We start from the raw sequence: 20,295 nt of genomic DNA, 5'->3' as shown, positions 1-20,295 counted from the left end.
TTTAACATTTCTGAGGAAGTATCCCGTAAATTGTCTGGCGAACTACGGGGTACGCCAGTTAGCCTTGACTGGTTCAAGGGGTTCGGTCAATTAAGCCAAGCTAAAAACCTATTTCTCTTACCCAGGCTAATATCACTTTTAATGCCTGTTTAAATTTCTCTAAATTTGGCTTAAGTAAAGAATTCATTAGGATTAAGATGGATTTTTTGGCAGGCCATGATTAAAGTAAGAAAGGCTGGAGGTCGATTTTATTCAAGCGAGTTCCCTCCCGCCTCCTGCTTACTGAAAATTGGAAAAACGAATCTATGTTAAAGGGCTTAAAGGTAATTGACCTCAGTTCGGTCCTCGCAGGTCCATCAGTCGCTACTTTTTTTGCTGAGTTGGGTGCCGCAGTGATTAAAATTGAGCATCCCCTTCATAAGGATGTTACCAGAACGTGGAAGCTTCCGGATGAAGATCCTGATTCGGAGATTTCAGCCTATTTTGCAAGTGTTAATTTTCGGAAGGAATACCTGTTTTTAGATCTTGGGAATGAAGAAGACTATGTCCGTTTTCTTAACCTCATTTCAGACGCTGATATTTTAATAATGAATTTCAAAAAGGGGGATGATGTAAAGCTTCGAATACAGGATGAGTATCTTCTCAGTATCAACCCCCGTTTGATCATTGGAAAAATAAACGGTTACGGGGAGGAAAACGACCGCGTCGCCTACGATCTGGTACTTCAAGGTGAAAGCGGGTTTATGTCAATGAATGGCACCCATGATAGCGGACCCGTTAAAATGCCAGTTGCGCTAATCGATGTACTCGCAGCCCACCATCTGAAAGAAGCTATCCTTCTTGCGCTCTATAATCGGGAAAAAAGCGGGGAAGGCAAGGTGGTTTCTGTCTCCCTTTACGATGCTGCGATTAGCAGTCTTGTTAACCAGGCATCCAATTACTTAATGACTGGACAGATACCACAACGTATCGGATCAATACATCCCAATATTGCCCCCTATGGTGAAGTGTTCCGTACAGCAGATGGCGCCCAGGTAGTCTTTGCGATAGGTTCTGATCAGCATTTTACAAAGTTATGCACTATCCTTGGCCTGAAAGACCTGCCGGGAAAAAATGAGTTCAGGAATAATCAAAACAGAGTAAAAAACCGAGAAAAGCTAGCTTCACTAATTACAGAACAAACAGCGAAATTACATAGCGATAAGCTTCTCGAAATTCTGCACCGTGAACATATTCCAGCCGGAAAAATTATGGATCTCAAGGAAGTTTTTGATAACGATCAGGCGAAAGCGCTCATCCGGGAAGAAGTCATCGATGGCATCCCGACAGCACGAATGGCCTCGTTCATTTTCAAATAACCACGTCGGGTCAAGGGCTGATATCCAACCTTCATTCAATAATGCCCTGAAGGACATCCTTTGCCTCTTTTGATAGCTGGCCAATAGCCTATATAATTATTGTTATTACCAATTCAAATCCAAGGTTAGACGCAAGTCCAACCTTGTTAGGCAAAGGATACCAATGTTTCAATCCGCTTTAATAATTGTACTAATGACTTTTAGCATGATCACCCAGGCAGCCTTGCCCGTTGATCCAATTCAGCGTTGTCTGGATGTTAGACGATTGGCAGACTTTACCACAAGGCAGAAGATGGCTGCCAAAGAGCCCGGGGTATTGCGCTTTAAATTCCATAAAATTTCAGCCTCAGAGCTGCCGTTAAATAACCCTGTTGGCAATATGAATGAAGTGATTAGGGCATTAAATAATCAGATTGAAAACTGCACTAAAAAGCGTGGTGAATTTCAGAGAGTAACTATTGCTGGCCGTCAATTCAAACGCCAGGAATGGTGTCTTAATACCAACAAAAAAATGCTTGCTCTTGCAAAAGCCGCTCATGGCAATTTTCAAAACTATTTAACCAGCATTAAAAACGAATTTGACTGGTATAAAAGCGATGGCTGGCCTGAAAATCATGCAGGATTTAAAAAGGGAGAGTTTCAATTTACTGCCTATTACGCGCCCGCCGCTGTGAAGGCCAGCGCCAAACGCGGGGGCTCATTTTTGTACCCACTCTATAGTAACCCGGGTGTAGTCAGCGCAGCTTTGGAACGCAAAAAACTTAATTTGAAAGCCCCTCTTTGCGGAGTAGAGCCGCTTACCAAAATAGAGCGGGGATTTTGTATGAAAAATCCCAATGGCACCTACTCAGTAGTACCCGATCGTAAGGAAATTGAACAGGGGGCTTTACATCCAAAATATGTCATCGCTTATGTTGAAGATCCCAATGATCCCGCTTTTTTAATGGTTGAAGGTTCCGGCTCACTAATTATTGATGGCCAAGTATTCCATATTAACTACGATGCTGCTAACGGCAGACCACGTACCATGCTTGGCCGTATCGTCCAATGCGCACAAGATCCAACCTGCGGCGGCAACCTTGATACTATTGAGCGTTGTGCTAAAGATCCTAAATGCCATGATGAAGAAAAGTTACGTTGTAACGTTTCTAAAAAAATTAAACTAAGCGCTGCATCAGAAAAGTTGATTCGTCAGTATCTGGATGACCCGCTTAACCGCCATAAAGCGGCCGACTTGCGAAATCGCGATCAAAGCTATGTATTTTTTGCCAAAGAGGATGGCGGGCCTTATGGCTCAGAAAAGATTACTCTAACTCCCCATGTATCCTGCGCAACCGATCACCGGGTAATACCTGTCGGAATGAATTTTATTTATAACAGCAAAAAATCGACTTCATGGTGTATAGCCCAAGACTCAGGCGGCGCTATTGTAGGGGCTCATGTTGATGTCTATAAAGGCGAAGGGGAGCAGGCTGGCATAGAAGCAAATGAACTAAATTACGCCGGCTCATTATTTGTAGCACTACCAAAACGCAAGTAAAACGTAAGCAATCCCATCTCAAATGATACCTCCGCATCATTCAATAGTCCCAGGTTGGGTCTCGACCCAACCTACATAAGGTGGTGTAGTAGGTTGGGTCATGACCCAACAAAAACGTCTGAGTTGAAGTAGGTTGGGTCATGACCCAACAAAAACGTCTGAGTGAAGTAGGTTGGGTCGTGACCCAAAAAAAACGTCTGAGTGAAGCAGGTTGGGTCGTGACCCAACAAAAACGTCTGAGTGAAGCAGGTTGGGTCGTGACCCAAAAAAAACCTCTGAGTGAAGTAGGTTGGGTCATGACCCAACAAAAACCTCTGAGTGAAGCAGGTTGGGGCGTGACCCAACAAAAACCTCTGAGTGAAGCAGGTTGGGTCATGACCCAAGAAAAACGTCTGAGTGAAGCAGGTTGGGTCGTGCCCCAACAAAAACGTCTGAGTGAAGCAGGTTGGGTCGTGCCCCAACAAAAACGTCTGAGAGAAGTAGGTTGGGTCGTGACCCAACAAAAACGTCTGAGAGAAGTAGGTTGGGTCGTGACCCAACAAAAACCTCTGAGTGAAGCAGGTTGGGTCGTGACCCAACAAAAACGTCTGAGTGAAGCAGGTTGGGTCGTGACCCAACAAAAACGTCTGAGTGAAGCAGGTTGGGTCGTGACCCAACAAAAACGTCTGAGTGAAGCAGGTTGGGTCGTGCCCCAACAAAAACGTCTGAGAGAAGTAGGTTGGGTCGTGACCCAACAAAAACGTCTGAGTGAAGCAGGTTGGGTCGTGCCCCAACAAAAACGTCTGAGTGAAGCAGGTTGGGTCGTGCCCCAACAAAAACTTACTCTCCGTATAATCCTTCATTTCGATCATCCGTATAAGCCCAATTCTCAGACAAATGTCCTAATCTGATTGCGCGATGAATCCTTGAATAGGGCCAGTCCGACGGCCTCTTTACATAGCCATGCTTAACCGGGTTATAGTGTATATAGGTGAGATGATGCTCATAATCTTTTTCATCACGGATTAAATGCTCCCAAAATCTTCGCTGCCAAATTCCCCTTTCCTTTTTGCTCTTTCGTACCGGACTAATGAATTCCCCTGAAACAATTTGTTGAGAAAAATATCCTTTAACTAACCGTATACGTAATGGATAATTTTTATCTGCAGCGGGCAATGTCATCATGATGTGAAAATGATCGGGGAGAATGACGACTCCATCTATTTCAAACGGATAGCTATTTAACACCTTTTTAAAAGAATCTCTTAACTTATTAATTTGTTTAATTAATAAATCACTCTTTCTATTTAATAAATTGACGGTAAAAAAATAGGTGGCACCTGGGATTGCTATTCTTCTATAGTGCATGAGATTGGACGTCAGTATATTCCTTTATAAAAAGGCTTATAACCTTAGTTTATGATATTTGCAATGTCTGCGATTAATTGGGTTAGGTTGGACTATTTGAGCTGGGGTATTAACTCTCATGTTGGGTCACGACCCAACCTACCAGACTTGATGATATTTACTATGTCTGCCGATTAATTGGGTTAGGTTGGACTATTTGAGCTGGGGTATTAACTCTCATGTTGGGTCACGACCCAACCTACACAAATCGGCGGTTGTGTGAGCCACTCCAGGTTAGTCGAGGCGCTATGGTTCACCGTCCCACGAATATTTTTTTAAATCAACATAACCATTGCTAATGACAATACCTTCTTTTTCTAACAGTTCTTTCTGCAGTAAAAAGTGAGGGCTTCCGCCGGGAAAAGGAAGTGCTCCTCCGGATTTTAGCACGCGTTGCCAGGGAAGATTATGGCTGATGGTACAGGAATGAAGAAGCCATCCGACCCCACGTGCCCCTCGCGGACGCCCTGCCAGCCTGGCAATATCTCCATAGGTTACAACCTTCCCGCGAGGGATTGATTTAATCAACTTTAGCACTTCTTGTGAAAACTCAGTTTGTGTGTTCATTCTGCACGCCAGTCCGTAGGTTGGGTCGCGACCCAACCTAAAAAGGTCGACGAATAAACCCATATAACCCTTTGAAATTTACTTCCGGGATATCATTGCTTGGTACTCTCAGAGACTGGTGAAGGTGATTCCAAAGGCATGCTCTCTGCCGGGCGGTGATAAGAATAAAGAAGATAAAACCCAATAAGAGCCAGAATAATAATAAAAACAATGGTCGCAATTCCAATACCTTCATTTTTGATATCTTCGTCCTTTTTCATAACTGTCTCCGTATAAACATCGTTGCGTAGTTTTTAACTTGAATGTTGGGTCGTGACCCAACTTACCGTTATAAGGTCTTGAGTCCGTCCTCAATGATAGAAAGGCCAATTTCCAAATCGTTTACATTCGTAGAAAGCGGCATGAGAAGACGGATTACATTTCCATATCCTCCGCAGCTAAGAATGACCAGTCCATGCTCTAAACAAAATCTTGTTAATCTGTCCGCCGCTTCTTTATTGGGTGCCTTCGTGCTTTTATCTTTCACGAGCTCGATCGCACACATAACACCCAAACCTCGAGAATCACCTACTACATCATAGTGTTCTTTAAAGCTGGAAAGCCTGGCGTGAAGTACTTTTGAAAGATGAGCTACATTTTTTAAAAGGGCTCCTTCTTCAAAGAGTTTGAATACTTCAAGCGCTGCGGCGCAACTCAGTGGATTGCCTCCAAAGGTTCCGCCCAACCCGCCTACCATGGCAGCATCCATCATCTCAGCTTTTCCTGTTACCGCAGCGATGACTGTCCCTCCACCGAGACCCTTTGCTGTGGTAGTCAGGTCAGGGTCTACGCCCAGGGCCTGCATTGCAAACAGATTTCCACTACGCCCAAAACCAGATTGAATTTCATCGGCAATGAAAACAATTTTGTTTGCTGTACAAAACTCACGGAGTTTTTGTAAAAAGGGGACTGGAAATGGGATGAATCCCCCTTCCCCTAATACGGGTTCTAAAATCACTGCTGCGGTATTTTCAACGCCCACGCGATAATTAACAAGTTCCAAAAAATCATTGAAACATTCTTCTACACAATTGTTTCCCTGCCAGCGATACTCATACGGAATGGGCGCTCGATGGATTTCTGAAGGAAAGGGACCAAATCCATGCTTGTAGGGTTTATTCTTTGCTGTCAGTGTCATAGCCATGTAAGTGCGGCCATGGTAAGCATGATCAAAACAAATCACTGCTTGCTTTCCGGTATAGGCACGAGCAATTTTAATCGCATTTTCTACCGCTTCAGCCCCTGAGTTCAACAAGAGTGACTTTTTTTCAAAACGTCCAGGCGTATGATAATTTAATTTTTCACAGACCTTGATGTAGCTTTCGTAAGGAAGAATATTAAAACTCGTATGAAGGAATTTTTCGGCCTGGGTTTTGATTGCATTGACTACCGCATCGGGACAGTGCCCTGTATTCACCACACCAATTCCCGATGAGAAATCCAAAAATACGTTGCCATCGACATCCTCTACAAACGAACCTTTTGCCCGCTCCACAAAGAGGGGGGTAGTATGAAACGGACCTCGCGCAACGTGTTTATAACGCTGTTCCATCAATAGTTTTGATTTTGGGCCCGGTATTTCTGTTTTAATATGAATTCGATTCATTAGTACCATCCAATTGGCGCCTCATCCAGATTAATATTCACTTGCTTGATTTCAAGATAGCTTTCAATTCCATACAAACCTAACTCACGACCTGAGCCACTTTGCTTGTACCCACCCCAAGGCATTTCATTATGCGTTGGATGGTAGTGGTTTACCCAAAGAATTCCGGCACGAATTTGAGAGGTCACGCGATGGGCACGAGTCAGGTCCTTCGTCCACACAGCAGCTGCTAAGCCATACTCGGTATCGTTTGCAATTTGAATGGCTTCTTCTTCCGTATCAAAAGGGATGACTGCGAGTACCGGCCCAAAAATTTCTTCCCGAGCGATACGCATACCGGGTTTTACCTCATCAAAAATAGTTGGCTCAAAGAAATTTCCTTTTTCAAACGCTTCGCCTTCAGGGCGTTTTCCGCCACAGAGCAGTTTTGCCCCTTCATCAATCCCTACCTTAATGTAATATTCTACTTTTTCGCGGTGGATGCGCGAAACCAGGGGACCCATTTTGACGCCATCGTCTAAACCATGACCTAGCTTGATATTGGAAATTTTTTTCAGCATTCCGTCCACTATTTTTTTGTGAATAGAACGCTCAACGAGCAAGCGGGAGCCAGCAGAGCACACCTCGCCCTGATTGGCAAAAGCACCAAAAAGAGCGCCGTCAATGGCCATCTCCGGATCACAGTCTGCAAATACAATGTTTGGATTTTTTCCGCCAAGTTCCAAGGAGATTCGTTTCAAATTTACTGTGGCGGCCTGCATTATTTTTTTTCCGGTCACTGTCCCGCCAGTAAAGGCAACTTTATCCACCAGCGAATTCGTTGCTAATTCTTCACCCGCTCCTGCACCCGGACCAGTAACCAGATTGACTACACCCGCTGGAAAGTCACATTGATCAATCAGTTTGAATAACTCAAGGGCTGTGAGCGGTGTCAGTTCTGACGGTTTTAAGATGACGGTATTTCCTGCTGCAAGTGCTGGGGCAAGTTTCCAGGCAGCCATAAGCAGCGGGAAATTCCAGGGAATAATTTGTCCGCATACACCGATTGGCTCACGTACAACATAACTGAACGAGTTCGCTGGAACTGACATGGTTTCGCCATGAATTTTGGTAGCGAGCCCGGCGTAAAATTCAAAGCAATTCGCTGCATCGGCCACATCAAATTCTGCTTCTGCCAGAGGCTTTCCACAGTTTCGTGTTTCCAGCTCGGCTAACATTTTTGCATTGGCACGAATCAAATCAGCAACTTTGAATAACAGTTTGCTTCGATCAAGCGCTGATGTTTTTCTCCAGCTACCTTCATCGAAGGCCTTCCGTGCAGCCTTGATCGCCAGCACCACATCTTCCTTGGCACTTTCGGGAACTTTTGCAATTAATTTGCCATTACCAGGATCAATAATATCGCGAGTGGCCCCGCTTTTAGCTGACGTAAATTTTCCACCAATATACATTTGATAACTTTTCATTTACTGAGTCCCTAGTTTTATTGCGTGTCATCAGTTCCTTTGTCAGCCGAATGGTTCTGTTGCAAACTGGTTTCCAATCTCCCAACGAAGTTAATCTGGATAAAGTTAAAAAGAAAGGTTCATCAAATCTATTATAGATATCAAATCCAAGCCAGTAAACGCGGTTCCCTTTTCATTGCCAGGGATGGGGATTATTTTCAACGAACTCTTTATTAAGTTAAAAATTTTAAAACTTTTAAAACAGATTATTTTTGTGAACTATACTTAAGACAAAGTAAGGTAAGCTAAATTTAAACCGATAAAAATTCTGAAGTGTGTTGTTAAATCCATACTTTAAATAATTATCAATAGAGCTTCTATTTGAAGGATAATTTATGGATAAATCCGTGACTCAAATAGGTTATAAAAATAAAATTCTAATTCTTGGATTCGGCAGTATTGGCCAAGCAATATTACCTCTTTTATTCAAATATTTTAAATTAGAACCCTCCCAAATTCACATTCTGTCAAAACATAATCTTGGTGCAGAGGTGGCAAAAAATTATAGCGTCCCATTCAAGGAAATTGCTGTTACCGAAAATAATTACCAGGAACTGTTGTCATCTATTCTTACGCCAGGTGATTTTTTATTAAATTTATCCGTAGGCGTATCCAGTATTGATTTAATTAAATATTGCCATTTAAATGGAATATTGTATTTGGATGCAGCCGCTGAATGTTGGGAGGAAAGGTATAGTGATAACAGCCAACTCCTTTCCAATTATGCGTTGCGTGATGCGACCCTGCAACTTAGAAAGAAGGGGCCTACCGCAGTCGTAAGACATGGAGCCAATCCCGGGTTAGTATCCCACTTCCTTAAACAAGCTTTATGGAACGTGGCAAAAGATAATAAGCTGGAAAGGGAGCTGCCAAAAAAAGCGGTGGAATGGGCGCAATTGGCCCACGATCTTGATATAAAAACCATCCACATTTCTGAACGTGATACGCAAATTTCCTCTCGAGCTAAAAGAGAGGATGAATTTATCAATACATGGTCAGTCGATGCGTTAATTTCTGAAGCGCTGCGGCCTGCTGAATTGGGCTGGGGAAGTCATGAGCGGCATTGGCCTCATGATGCCAATCATCACAACTTTGGTTCAAAGTGTGGAATATATCTTAGTCAGCCAGGCGCAGAGACGAAAGTCCGTACCTGGACCCCTAACGCTGGTCCTATTAACGGGTTTTTAATTACTCACGCAGAGTCTTTATCGATTGCAGAGTATTTAACTTTAAACAAAGATAATAAAGTGTATTACAGGCCAACAGTCCATTATGCATATCATCTCTGCCCTGATGCGATTTTATCTTTAAACGAGCTCGTGCAAAGACAATACCTCCCTCATAATGAAAAGCGAATTATTTTGAATGACATTGTTGATGGCTCTGATGAACTCGGCGTGCTGTTAATGGGGAATAAAAAGGGAGCTTATTGGTATGGCTCTCATCTCTCCATCCATGAAGCGAGAGAGTTGGTTAACCACAATAATGCGACCAGTTTACAGGTGGCCGCTGGCGTTTTAGCGGGTATGATTTGGGCGATTAAAAATCCGGAACGTGGAATTATAGAGCCTGAAGATATGGACCATGAGTATGTATTGAGTATAGCCTTGCCTTACCTTGGTAAAGTCGATGGTTATTATACCGATTGGACTCCCCTGCGAGACAGAGGCGATTTAAATAATACCTATATTGACCACAGTGATCCCTGGCAGTTTATTAATATTCGAATTTGATTGGCGAACTGTTTCCCCAAAGACTATCGAATCGCCCTCCCCAGTATTTTCCAGATACGCCTGCAATTATCCAGGGCTTTGGGGTGCATTCCATGCAGAATGCAGTTATCATGAAAGATCAACCTATTGAATTCAGAAGTTTATTTTCTAAAACAGGAGAAGATACCGATGACAGGGATGAACAGAAAGTTAAACACAACCAAAAAAATTTTCCTCTTAACGACCGCAATTTTTCTTTCACATAGTCAGGCAATTCATAGTGCGACACAACTTGGTAAAGGGATTTATTACGACGATCAACAAATTCAAAAGCTCGCACAAAAATATCCCGGGCGTGTCTCAAAGGATGCGGGTTATCCCCTAATCAACAACTATTCGACCTTAAAGTCAGGATTTCAGGGGAGTCAGTTTGGCTTGGCTAATAAACCCACAACAACGGGGCTTTGGTGGACGCCGATGTTAGCAGTGGATAAGGCGTCTGGACAAATACAGGATAGTGATTATCTCAATCCCTTATTATTAATTCCCAATCCGCTTTCTGTACGTTTGACAGAAAGAGGCGTTTCTTTAGGGATTCCTTTGCAAAATGCCAAAGTGGACAATGTGCATGTTGACCGTGGTTATGACAATACACTCGATGTAACAGTGACTACCGGCGATTTGATGGGGACTGCCCCTTTAGTTGCTGACTATTCTGATTGGATGGTCTCTGTAGGCTGGGCACGTAATAATACACCTCTTCTCGTTGCCAATATGGTAGAGGGCTCCCCGTTCATTTTTGTTGAGAAGAAAAACAAGCAAACGACCTCTTATCTCCAGTTTACTAATTCGCAAGATGCAAAATTATTAAGCCAGGACAAGGGGATTAGCGTATTTAAAACAAAGAATGCCTCTGATTCGGGCTACCGGTATTATGCTTATTTCTCAAATCCTGATACAGCAGTCGTACCCTGGAAAACTACCTCAGGGTCTGTGATTGTCCCGGTTAATCAGGGAGGAAGCGGCAATATTGTTCCGAGTACTACCATTCAGACCGCAGAAGCTAATCGTTATTTTTCGCTGGCTGTTATCCCTGCCTCTTCGGATTCAGCGGCGGTTGAGATGGCAAATCAATTTAAGCCCTATGCTGCTACCTTTATCAAAAGTACATCTGTCACTTACGACTACGATAAAAATAATGCAAAAGTGGTTACCCATTTTAATTTTGATTCACAAACGGTCTATCCGAATGCCTCACTAAAGAACCAACCACTGGTTTTTCTCTATCCCTGGCAGATTAAAAACATGAGTGACAGCGAAAAAGCAGGATGCCTGTTCCAGGATGAATGTGCCAGTGATAAAGGCACCATTCAGACATTAAAAGGGACCATGCATGCTTATGTGGTGCCTTCAGGAATCAGCGATAAGTCTTCTTTTTCTACTGAGGTAGGGTTTCATGGTGTATTGCCTGTGCTACCCAACCGGTTAAGCCAGACTGAGCTGGATAAAATCGCAAGTTATTCCTTTACACTCCCTCCGGACCCTCACCTCGACGCTAAAAATCCCTGGACAGATACCTATGCCACAGGAAAATTATTAGGTAGGGAAGCCCAGCTGATAAAAATAGCCAATGTGTTAATGGGAACAGCCCCTGCTAATCCCAACTATCAGAAAATTCGTGATAGCTTGCTAACTGATCTAAAAAATCAGGTGACCAGTTTTCTCACTGGCCTGAATTATACCGATCCTTGTCCCGGTGGTGTCGGGGATTGCCCGCGTGCTGAGGGTGCCTGGTTTTATGCCTATAATAGCCAATGGTATACGATGATGGGGTTTCCCAGTGGTTTCTTCACTGCGACTACCTTAACCGATCATTCTTTTCACTGGGGTTATTTAATTGATGGTGCGGCGACCATTGCGCAATTTGATAAAGCATGGGCACAAGCCTATGGCGGCATGGTTAATTTGCTTATTCGCGATATTTGCAATTACAAGTATGGGGACGAGGCCGAAGCAACCAGGTTTCCGCATTTTAGAAGTTTTGATCCTTATGCAGGTTTATCCTCAGCGTTAGGCATGCCTTATAGCTTTGATAACGTCAATGAGGAAGACAGTGCTGAATTTATGAATTTAGCCCAAGCCATTATTTTATGGGGCTTAAATACGGAAGGGATTAGTTTTGATGGCGATACGACTTCCCCTCAAGAGGTACTGGAAACAGGCTTGTATCTTTATACTACTGAAGAACAAGGGTTGAATCATTATCATTTTAACCAAAACCCTGGCTCCGGTGTTTTCCCTACAGGATGGTCAAATAGCAGCACCGGACAAAACTATTTGCTGGTCGGAAATGTCTGGGGGGGTAAGCTGGATCGCTCAACTTATTTCTGCGCTGGCCAACCTTGTTACTATCAAAATCTTGCTTCCAATACATTACCCATCAATGCCGGATCGTTTTATCTTGGTTATGATCCCAATTTTGTGACCAAGGTCTATAGGGAGGATGCTAAAAATCCCTGTTCTGGTGATGCTTCAAATTCTGCTTATTGCGGTACTTTGTTGAAATACCTGGCTTTAGGCGATCCGGTCAAGGCATCGCAATATTACACCCAGTATTTCGATGTGCAAGGGAACACCCCCGATCCTGGTGAGTCTAAACCCAGTATTTATTACTGGATTCAAAACTTGAAAGCGCTAGGATCGTTAAATACCTCTTACAGCGCAGATACACCAGCGTATGCCGTTTTTGGTGCCGGGGAGAATACCTATGTGGTCGCATACAATCATGGAACGTCAGTAAGAAACGTGAATTTTTATCAGGAAGGTGGTTTTGTTTGCCGTCTGGAGAATATACAACCCGGAGAAATGAAGGGTGGTCTTTGCGGCAAAGAGGAGCCCCCGCCACCGGCTGACCGGTTTTCCTACGTAGTCTATGTGGGTTATCCTTTTAAACCGGTGCTGATCAACAATAGTATTACCTGCCCTGATCCGGCCACGAAGAACCCAGCCTGTCTGGTGAAGAATGTTGCAGGCCCTTCGGTGATGACCATCACAGGCAGCAATAGCAACCTTTGTACTTTGGCAATTGGCAAGGATGGAGTCGTCTCTACCATCAACGACAAATCAAAGGGCTGTTTTATTAATTCATCCCCTGCAACAGCGGATAAAGCTGGAAGCATTAACCTTCCCGGTGGTTTTTAATTGATTCAATAATCAGTTAGGGAGTTGCATGAGCGAGTCAAGACTGTTGTGTCATGACTCGCTCACGGTTTCATCGGTGCACGCCTTGAGGCGTATGAGCATTTTTGCGAGAACCCCATTATTTGCTTTCTTTAGGGGCCGCTTCTTTTTTAGGTTTAGGTGATGCTTTTTTCACGGTCTTTTTTGCGCCTGTCTCTTTTGAAGCAGAGGCCTTTGTGGTTTTTGCTTCTTTTGCAACTGACGAGTCAGCCGCTTTTGCGGTTTTTTTAGGGGCTGCTGTTTTTGCGGCGGTTTTTTTCGCCGGTTTTTCACTTTGAGCCTTCTTGCTGTCGTGTGCATGCAGGATTGAATTTGCTTTTTCTTTTAATGTACGTCGTATGGTTTTGAACTCGTCGGTACGAATTTTAGCAAGATCCTTTTGATGTGCAGCACCAATTAAAACATTTCTCTCGATCTTTTCGGATAATAAGGCGTATTTTCTCAGCAGGTGCCGTGCATTTTTAGCCTGCTCTGCGGAATCAATCTTGGTTGGAAATTCTTGAATCTCAGCAACGATTTTTTTAATTTTTACCAATTCCATTGGAGTCCCTTGTCCCATGATATGTGTCTCACTTTTGATAACAGTAAAAAAAAGTATAGCCTATGGCTGGGGGTTCTTCCATAGGCTTTCCAAGTGACTCGGTGAAGATTAATAAATGCGCTTAATTAGGGCGTTTAACCTATGAATACTAGTTTAGATTAAGGTCTAATGGACCCAATAATCAGGCAGTTTTATACCGCTATGCCCAGAAGGGAACCAATACCCGCACTCACAATCATTGCCAGACTTCCCCAAACCACAACCCGTAAGCATCCTACTATTATTCGGGCTCCGCCAACCTTTGCAGCCACGCCTCCCAGTAAGGCCAGAAATAGAACCGCCATCACGGATAGGGTTAAAATAAGATAAGGCTGGGGAGCAAAAAAAAGGGTTAATAGCGGTAATAATGAACCAAGAGTAAAACTGGCAGCGGAAAACAGGGCTGCCTGAAGGGGGCGTGCACTTGTTATTTCGGTAATGCCAAGCTCGTCGCGAGCGTGTGTGCTTAATGCATCGTGAGCCATCAATTGCCTTGCAACGACGTTTGCCAAGTCAGGTTCTAATCCGCGGTTGATGTATACAGCGGTTAGCTCTTCAATTTCATTGGGTAAACTCGTCTCCAGTTCTTTCTTTTCACGTTGCAGAGCCGATTTTTCTGTATCCGCTTGAGAACTGACCGATATATATTCCCCCGCAGCCATCGACATGGCGCCCGCAATTAATCCTGCGCCCCCGGCTACCAATATTCCATGGTATGGCGTGTGGGCAGCAGCAACACCAATCAACAAACTCGCAGTAGAAATAATACCATCGTTTGCACCCAATACCGCTGCGCGCAACCAGCCAATTCGTTCAATTCGATGATGTTCTTTATGTTGCATAGACCTCAGCACTCCTTTGCGAATTAGAGCTAAATCGATTGACCGCCGAGTTACTCTCGTGACCTGTCAACACGATGTTTATACCGCCTTTCAACACTATCCGTAGTTGAATACACGTTTTTATATCGAATGCTTTTCCAAACTAGCATCTTGGCAACTTTTGTCAATGCAAGACGGCTTATCCTCGTTCAACCCCTGTTACCAACATTGGGATAATCGAAAAAAGCTCAAAATTTTAAGCAAAAATTGGGTGCATGAAACAAGCAAGTGTAGCAACTGTAGCCTTGGTGCAGCCGAAGGCGTAACCAAGGTTTTTGCAGGACCAACCTTGATTCCGTTTCACTACAGCAAGGTGATTAGTTGAAGGTTGAAAAGCGCGCAAATAGGCCCACTTTGCTGACTCTCGGAATTGAACCAAATTTGGCCAATACACTGTTCTTCTGTTCGCGAACAGCGAACCCTTATCCAATTTATTTTCAAGGAATTTAAAGTTTACAAAAACATAGTATATAATTGTAAATGTAAACTTCGAGGATTGGGAAATGTTAGGTAATAGAATTCAACGGGCACGAAAAGCATCTGGCTTGTCTCTACGTGATTTGGGAGAGCAAATTGCGCTGAGTCATGCTGCCATTAAAAAATACGAAGATAATGAGGTGACTCCTTCCTCAGACGTTCTTATCAAGCTGGCAAAGGCTCTTCACGTCAAAGTGGAGTACTTTTTTAGGCCTGAGCGTTTTACTTTGCAAAATATCCAATATCGGAAGCACGCTGATATGCCCCCGCGCCAGCTTGAAGAGATCAGCGCAATAGTATTAGATCAAATTGAACGCCGTGTTGAACTTGAAGGATTATTCCCAACTCCACCAGTTCAACCATTTTCAATTAAGAACTTACCTAAGATAGTCAATCAGATTGAGGATGTTGAAAAATTAGCCGATCAGATCCGCAAGCAATGGAATTTGGGCTCGGATCCTATTCCTGATTTAATCGATATATTTGAAGAGAACGGTATAAAAGTATTTCAAATTGACAATGAACAGTATCCAAAAATTGATGGGCTTTATGTCAAGGTCAATGAAATTCCTATTTTCGTTGTTAGTAACCAAAGCCCAGGTGACAGGCAACGATTTACTTTAGCGCATGAACTGGGTCACCTTCTATTAGATAGCCGTCTTGAGGATAGTTTGGATATTGAGAGTTGCTGCAATAGATTTGCAGGTGCATTTTTATTGCCAAAACAGTCTCTTATAAACATTTTAGGAATACACCGCAATTCAATTGAGCCACGTGAACTGAGTTTATTAAAGCAAGAATTTGGGATTAGTATGACTAGTATTCTGCACCGAGCGGAAGAAACTGGCATTATTTCTAATAATATTTATCGTCAACTACGTGCAGAATTTAATGATCGTGGATGGTCAAAAAAAGAACCGGGGGAACAATACCCCAAAGAAATAACTCGCATTTTTGAGCAAATGATTTTTCATGCCCTTGCCGAACAATATATTGGTGAATCGAAAGCCGCTGAACTAATGAATATGCCGCTTGAATCATTTAGGTCTTTGCGTGCTATGGAGAGCCAGGATGTTGCTTGTCATCAGTGATGCATGCGTATTAATTGATATTGAGTATGGCGATTTAACGAGCGCGATGTTTAGCTTGTCATACCAATTCGCAGTACCCGACACCTTATTTGCTGAAGAGTTAGAGGAACAACATGCCCATTTATTGCAGTTTGGATTAATATGCAAAACAATGAGTGGTGATTTAGTTGCAGAAGCTTATAGTCTTCATCAAAAATATGTGAGACCGAGTGTTAACGATATGCTTGCACTAATACTTGCTAAACACGAGGATAGCCAGTTGTTAACAGGTGATAAAGCCCTGCGTGATGCAGCCAAAGACCTGAATGTTGACGTACATGGCACTATATGGCTTGTTAAACAGATGCTTGAGGACAAAAAAATTACCGTTGAAGTTGCACGAGTTGCGTTTCAGAGAATGGAAGAATCTGGCAGTCGATTACCTTGGAAAGAGGTGGAGAAGTTATTAACTAGCTTTAGTTCTGTGGGAGAACTGCTTGTATATTGAAACCGATCAAATCATCTATTCACCCTCCGATTTAACGCTATTTCTTGAAAGCCCATTTGCGTCCTGGATGGAGCATTTCGCCCTGCAGGAACCAAAGGCACTTACGCTTGCTGATGAAACAGATGAATTGCTGTCTGTCTTGCAACAGAAAGGTATGGCGCTTGAGCAAAAGATTTTAAACCATTTTATTGACCGCCAATTAACCGTTGTCCAAATTGAAAAGACGGGGCATGGCTTCGCTGACACTATCGCTGCCATGAAAGCAGGGGCAGATGTAATCTATCAGGCAGTTCTTTCAGCGTTGCCGTTTAAAGGGTATGCCGACTTTTTAGTGAAAGTAGACGGTGAAAGTGGCCTAGGTGATTTTCATTACGAAGTTTGGGATACAAAGCTCTCAAAAACAGTCAAGCCTCATTTTTTGGTACAGCTTTGTTGCTATGCTGACATGCTGGAAATAGTACAGGGACGAAGGTCAGATAACGTAGTGGTTGTGATTGGTACTGGTGAATCGATGCGCTTTTCGACCAATGATTATTTTTTCTATTACCTCAATTTGAAACAGCGATTTTTGCAAACCCATCAAAATTTTTCCCCGGAACATCGCCCAAATCCTGCTGATTCCGGTAGTTGGGGGCGCTGGTCTAATCATGCTCAAACATTATTGATTGAAGCAGATCACTTATCTGAAATTGCTACCATAACCAGACATCAAATTAAGAAATTGAATAAAGCTGGCATTGATACCATGCAAAGTATGGTTGCAACACCTTTGGAGCGGGTAAAAGGGATAAATCCGGACGTATTCGCCAGACTCAAAGCCCAGGCCACCATTCAACAGAACAGCAAAGGCTGTGACACACCACTTTATCAACTTCTGCCGCATGAGTCCGATAAAAAAATGGGTTTGTCCTTACTCCCGCCATCGTCCCCATTAGACATTTATTTTGATATCGAAGGATTCCCTCTCGAAGAAGGCGGGCTGGAATATTTATGGGGTATTGTTTATTTGGATGATAAAGGCATTCGCCAATACAAGGATTTTTGGGCACACGATGAAGATCAGGAGAAGACTGCATTTAGGTCATTCATCGAATGGGCATTTGCGCGTTGGCAACGCGATCCGCACATGCATATTTATCATTATGCCAATTATGAAATAGCCGCATGCCGTAAGCTGATGGGACGATACGGCATTTGCGAAGACATGGTGGATACCTTGCTTAGAAACGAAGTCTTTGTTGATCTGTACAAAATTGTCAAAGGCAGTTTATTGTTAGGTGAACCGCGCTATTCTATCAAAAACGTTGAGCATCTTTATCGCGGCAAGCGCGATACGGAGGTAGGCTCTGGCGGTGATTCTATTGTCGTCTATGAACGTTGGCGTGAATCACCAGACGGTGAGACGTGGGAAACCTCAAACCTATTAAAGTCTATCCGCGATTACAACATTGATGACTGCAATTCAACTCAAGAGCTGGTTGAGTGGTTACGCGAACGTCAGTTGGAAAAGGGTATTACCTACCTCGGAAAAACAGAAATCGTTGCCGCACCGGAAAATGAAAAGGTTACTGAACGCACGATCTTACGCGACAGATTGTTTCAAAAAGTAATTGAATTGAAAGCACAGGGCTTGGAAGACGAAGCTAAAATGACCAGCCTTTTTGCCTGGGTTCTAGAATTCCACCGCAGAGAAGAAAAGCCAGTGTACTGGCGCTTATTTGACCGGTTAAGGGCGAGTGACGACGAGTTATTTGACGATACTGATTGCCTGGCACACTGTGTGCGAACCGAGAGGCCAGCTTATAAATTCAAACCAGGAGATAGAAACCTTTGCTATGAATACTCCTTTGATCCAAATCAGGAGTTTAAAGCTGCTGCGGAGAAATATAACGTCTTGGGACAAGAACGTGCTAATGGCAAAACCATCAGCGTTGAATTCATTAAAGAAGAATCGAATCTTGGTGAGGGGTTAATTGTATTAAAAACGGGCGCACTATTAGAATCTGTGGTGACCTTAATTCCAGATGAGTCTATTAATCCAGAGCCCGTCCCAACGGCGATTGCAGCTGTCGCTGAAGCCTTTGCGCAAGGCCGATTAGAAAATACGGCCATTTATGATTTTCTGACGCGAAGCGCTCCCAGAATTACAGGGTTAACGCATGGTGCGCTAATTGCACCCAGCCATGAGCCCAAAGAGCGGCTGAACCAAATTATTTCCGCCATCAAGAATTTGGAGAATAGTTATCTTACGATTCAAGGCCCTCCTGGTTCTGGTAAAACATACACGGCAAAACATGTCATTGCCGAGCTTTTAAAGCTTGGCAAGCGCATCGGTATTTCATCAAACGGCCATAAGGCCATTAATCATTTATTGGTAAGTACTGCTAAATATTGCAAAGATGAAAACATTCAAGCCAGTTTCGCCTGTACCAAAAATACGGATAATGAGTTATCTGAGCTCGGAATCACTATATTCGAGAACAAAGCGATTGCAAGCAGTTTGCAGGCTGCCTGTGTGGTTGGTACCACGGCATGGGGATTTGCAAGAGCTGAGCTTGAGCAAGCCTTTGATTATCTTTTTATTGACGAAGCAGGGCAGGTCAGCGTTGCCAATTTGATTGGGATGAGCCGGGCAGCCAGGAACATCATTTTAATGGGCGATCAAATGCAACTAGGGCAGCCGTCCCAAGGTAGCCATCCAGAAGAAAGCGGGCTGTCCATTCTTGATTATTTACTGCATTCCACGCCGACTATTCCTGAAAACATGGGAGTTTTCCTCGGAACCACCTACCGCATGCATTCGGCAGTAAACCAGTTTATCAGTGAAGCGATTTATGAAGGTAAACTGGAATCAGATCCTGAGAATGATCGCCGGCATATAGTAGTGCCGGAAGACTATCAAGGAATATTGAATCAGGAGACTGGGATTATCCCTGTTCCTGTTATTCATGAAGGCAATACGCAGTCTAGTGATGAAGAAGTAGAACGCATTGTAGAACTGGCAAACGAGTTACTTGGACGTCAATTTATTGCGAAAGATGGTACAGAGCAGTTGATTGATTGGGATGATATGCTGTTTGTAGCTCCCTATAACCATCAGGTGAATAAGTTACGGCAAACCTTAGGCAAACAAGCCAAAGTAGGAAGCGTAGATAAATTTCAGGGGCAGGAGGCGCCGATTGTCTTTTTAAGTATGTGCGCCAGTAATGCGAATGAATCGCCCCGCGGTATTGATTTCTTGTTCAACAAGAACCGGCTTAATGTGGCAATTTCACGTGCACAGTGCCTGGTGGTTGTAACATATAGCCCGATGCTGCTTGATACGATAGCAAATAGTGTTGGTCAGATGGGGGCTGTTAATTTGTTTTGTAAGTTGGTTATCAAGTAATTAATTTCCGTGAGACTACCGTACTGAGTGTAAGCCCGAAGCTGCTATAAGGTTGGCGCGGCATAATCAAGTAGGTTGGGTCGCGACCCAACTTGCTATTCGCGAATCGCGAACAATGAATACAGGCCTCATCAGCAAAAATTTCATTAATCAGCAAGGGATTGCTTATGAAAACGGCATAATCAAGTAGGTTGGGTCGCGCCCCAACTTGCTATTCGCGAATCGCGAACAACGAATGCAAGCCTCATCAGCAAAAATTTCATTAATCAGCAAGGGATTGCTTATGAAAACGGCATAATCAAGGTAGGTTGGGTCGCGACCCAACTTGCTATTCGCGAATCGCGAACAATGAATACAGGCCTCATCAGCAAAAATTTCATTAATCAGCAAGGGATTGCTTATGAAAACGGCACAATCAAGTAGGTTGGGTCGCGACCC

General features: G+C 43.5%; 15 protein-coding genes. 8 read left to right on the top strand and 7 right to left on the bottom strand.

The annotated features are described in order from the left end of the window. Positions 1–305 precede the first annotated feature (305 nt). The 3 genes from Lfee_RS07855 (at position 306) to Lfee_RS07845 (ending at position 3,788) form a co-directional block, all read left to right on the top strand. Positions 306–1,358 (top strand): CaiB/BaiF CoA transferase family protein, encoded by a 1,053-nt coding sequence (locus Lfee_RS07855; protein WP_058445560.1) that lies wholly within the window; start codon positions 306–308, stop codon positions 1,356–1,358. Positions 1,359–1,521: 163 nt separating this feature from the next. Next, entirely contained in the window at positions 1,522–2,898 is a 1,377-nt protein-coding gene (locus tag Lfee_RS07850; protein ID WP_058445558.1) for an MltA domain-containing protein, read from the top strand. 140 nt (positions 2,899–3,038) lie between these two features. After that, entirely contained in the window at positions 3,039–3,788 is a 750-nt protein-coding gene (locus tag Lfee_RS07845) for a hypothetical protein (RefSeq protein WP_058445557.1), read from the top strand. On the opposite strand, the gene Lfee_RS16705 is transcribed toward Lfee_RS07845, so the two are convergent. From Lfee_RS16705 to Lfee_RS07830, 5 genes are all read right to left on the bottom strand, one after another. Further along, positions 3,718–4,245 carry an REP-associated tyrosine transposase gene (locus tag Lfee_RS16705; RefSeq protein WP_082646608.1) on the bottom strand — a complete coding sequence of 176 codons (528 nt, stop codon included), beginning with the start codon at positions 4,243–4,245 and terminating at the stop codon, positions 3,718–3,720. The two genes, Lfee_RS07845 and Lfee_RS16705, sit on opposite strands and share 71 nt — an antisense overlap. Positions 4,246–4,530: 285 nt before the next feature. Then, positions 4,531–4,851, bottom strand: a complete 321-nt coding sequence (locus Lfee_RS07840) for an MGMT family protein (RefSeq protein WP_058445556.1) — start codon at positions 4,849–4,851, stop codon at positions 4,531–4,533. 92 nt (positions 4,852–4,943) lie between these two features. Further along, positions 4,944–5,111, bottom strand: a complete 168-nt coding sequence (locus tag Lfee_RS16995; RefSeq protein WP_156413377.1) for a hypothetical protein — start codon at positions 5,109–5,111, stop codon at positions 4,944–4,946. A 68-nt stretch (positions 5,112–5,179) separates the two neighbouring features. Then, a complete protein-coding gene (locus Lfee_RS07835; protein WP_058445555.1) occupies positions 5,180–6,496 on the bottom strand; it encodes an aspartate aminotransferase family protein in 1,317 nt (438 codons plus the stop codon). Next, positions 6,496–7,962, bottom strand: coding sequence for an aldehyde dehydrogenase family protein (locus Lfee_RS07830; RefSeq protein WP_058445554.1), 1,467 nt, complete (start codon positions 7,960–7,962; stop codon positions 6,496–6,498). Before Lfee_RS07830 ends, Lfee_RS07835 begins: the two co-directional genes overlap by 1 nt. Positions 7,963–8,336: 374 nt before the next feature. Here Lfee_RS07830 and Lfee_RS07825 point away from each other — a divergent pair, with 374 nt between their 5' ends. Together Lfee_RS07825 and Lfee_RS07820 are read left to right on the top strand one after the other, a co-directional pair. Continuing rightward, a complete protein-coding gene (locus Lfee_RS07825) occupies positions 8,337–9,734 on the top strand; it encodes a saccharopine dehydrogenase C-terminal domain-containing protein (RefSeq protein WP_058445552.1) in 1,398 nt (465 codons plus the stop codon). 168 nt (positions 9,735–9,902) lie between these two features. Next, positions 9,903–12,914 carry a glycosyl hydrolase gene (locus Lfee_RS07820; RefSeq protein WP_238584896.1) on the top strand — a complete coding sequence of 1,004 codons (3,012 nt, stop codon included), beginning with the start codon at positions 9,903–9,905 and terminating at the stop codon, positions 12,912–12,914. A gap of 118 nt (positions 12,915–13,032) precedes the next feature. Here the strand turns inward: Lfee_RS07820 and Lfee_RS07815 are convergent, their stop codons facing one another. Next, on the bottom strand, positions 13,033–13,494 hold the full coding sequence (locus Lfee_RS07815; RefSeq protein WP_064088246.1) for a hypothetical protein: 462 nt from the start codon (positions 13,492–13,494) through the stop codon (positions 13,033–13,035). A 191-nt stretch (positions 13,495–13,685) separates the two neighbouring features. Beyond that, a complete protein-coding gene (locus Lfee_RS07810; RefSeq protein ID WP_058445548.1) occupies positions 13,686–14,375 on the bottom strand; it encodes a VIT1/CCC1 transporter family protein in 690 nt (229 codons plus the stop codon). Between the two features lie 542 nt (positions 14,376–14,917). On the opposite strand from Lfee_RS07810, the gene Lfee_RS07800 reads away from it, so the two are divergent. From Lfee_RS07800 to Lfee_RS07790, 3 genes are read left to right on the top strand one after another with little or no spacing between them, the layout of a single operon-like run. Next, positions 14,918–15,982 (top strand): XRE family transcriptional regulator, encoded by a 1,065-nt coding sequence (locus Lfee_RS07800; RefSeq protein ID WP_058445544.1) that lies wholly within the window; start codon positions 14,918–14,920, stop codon positions 15,980–15,982. Continuing rightward, the gene (locus Lfee_RS07795) at positions 15,963–16,469 is read left to right on the top strand and encodes a DUF3368 domain-containing protein (RefSeq protein ID WP_058445542.1); all 507 of its coding nucleotides are present in this window, start codon (positions 15,963–15,965) and stop codon (positions 16,467–16,469) included. The genes Lfee_RS07800 and Lfee_RS07795 overlap by 20 nt, the downstream gene beginning before the upstream one ends. Further along, positions 16,459–19,857 (top strand): TM0106 family RecB-like putative nuclease, encoded by a 3,399-nt coding sequence (locus tag Lfee_RS07790; protein ID WP_058445540.1) that lies wholly within the window; start codon positions 16,459–16,461, stop codon positions 19,855–19,857. Before Lfee_RS07795 ends, Lfee_RS07790 begins: the two co-directional genes overlap by 11 nt. The last annotated feature ends 438 nt before the right edge of the window (positions 19,858–20,295 follow it).

The organism is Legionella feeleii (genome assembly GCF_001467625.1).
In the GTDB taxonomy this organism is placed as follows: domain Bacteria; phylum Pseudomonadota; class Gammaproteobacteria; order Legionellales; family Legionellaceae; genus Tatlockia; species Tatlockia feeleii.
The sequence above is the reverse complement of the archived record's forward strand: the minus strand, read 5'-3'. Positions and strand labels throughout refer to the sequence as shown.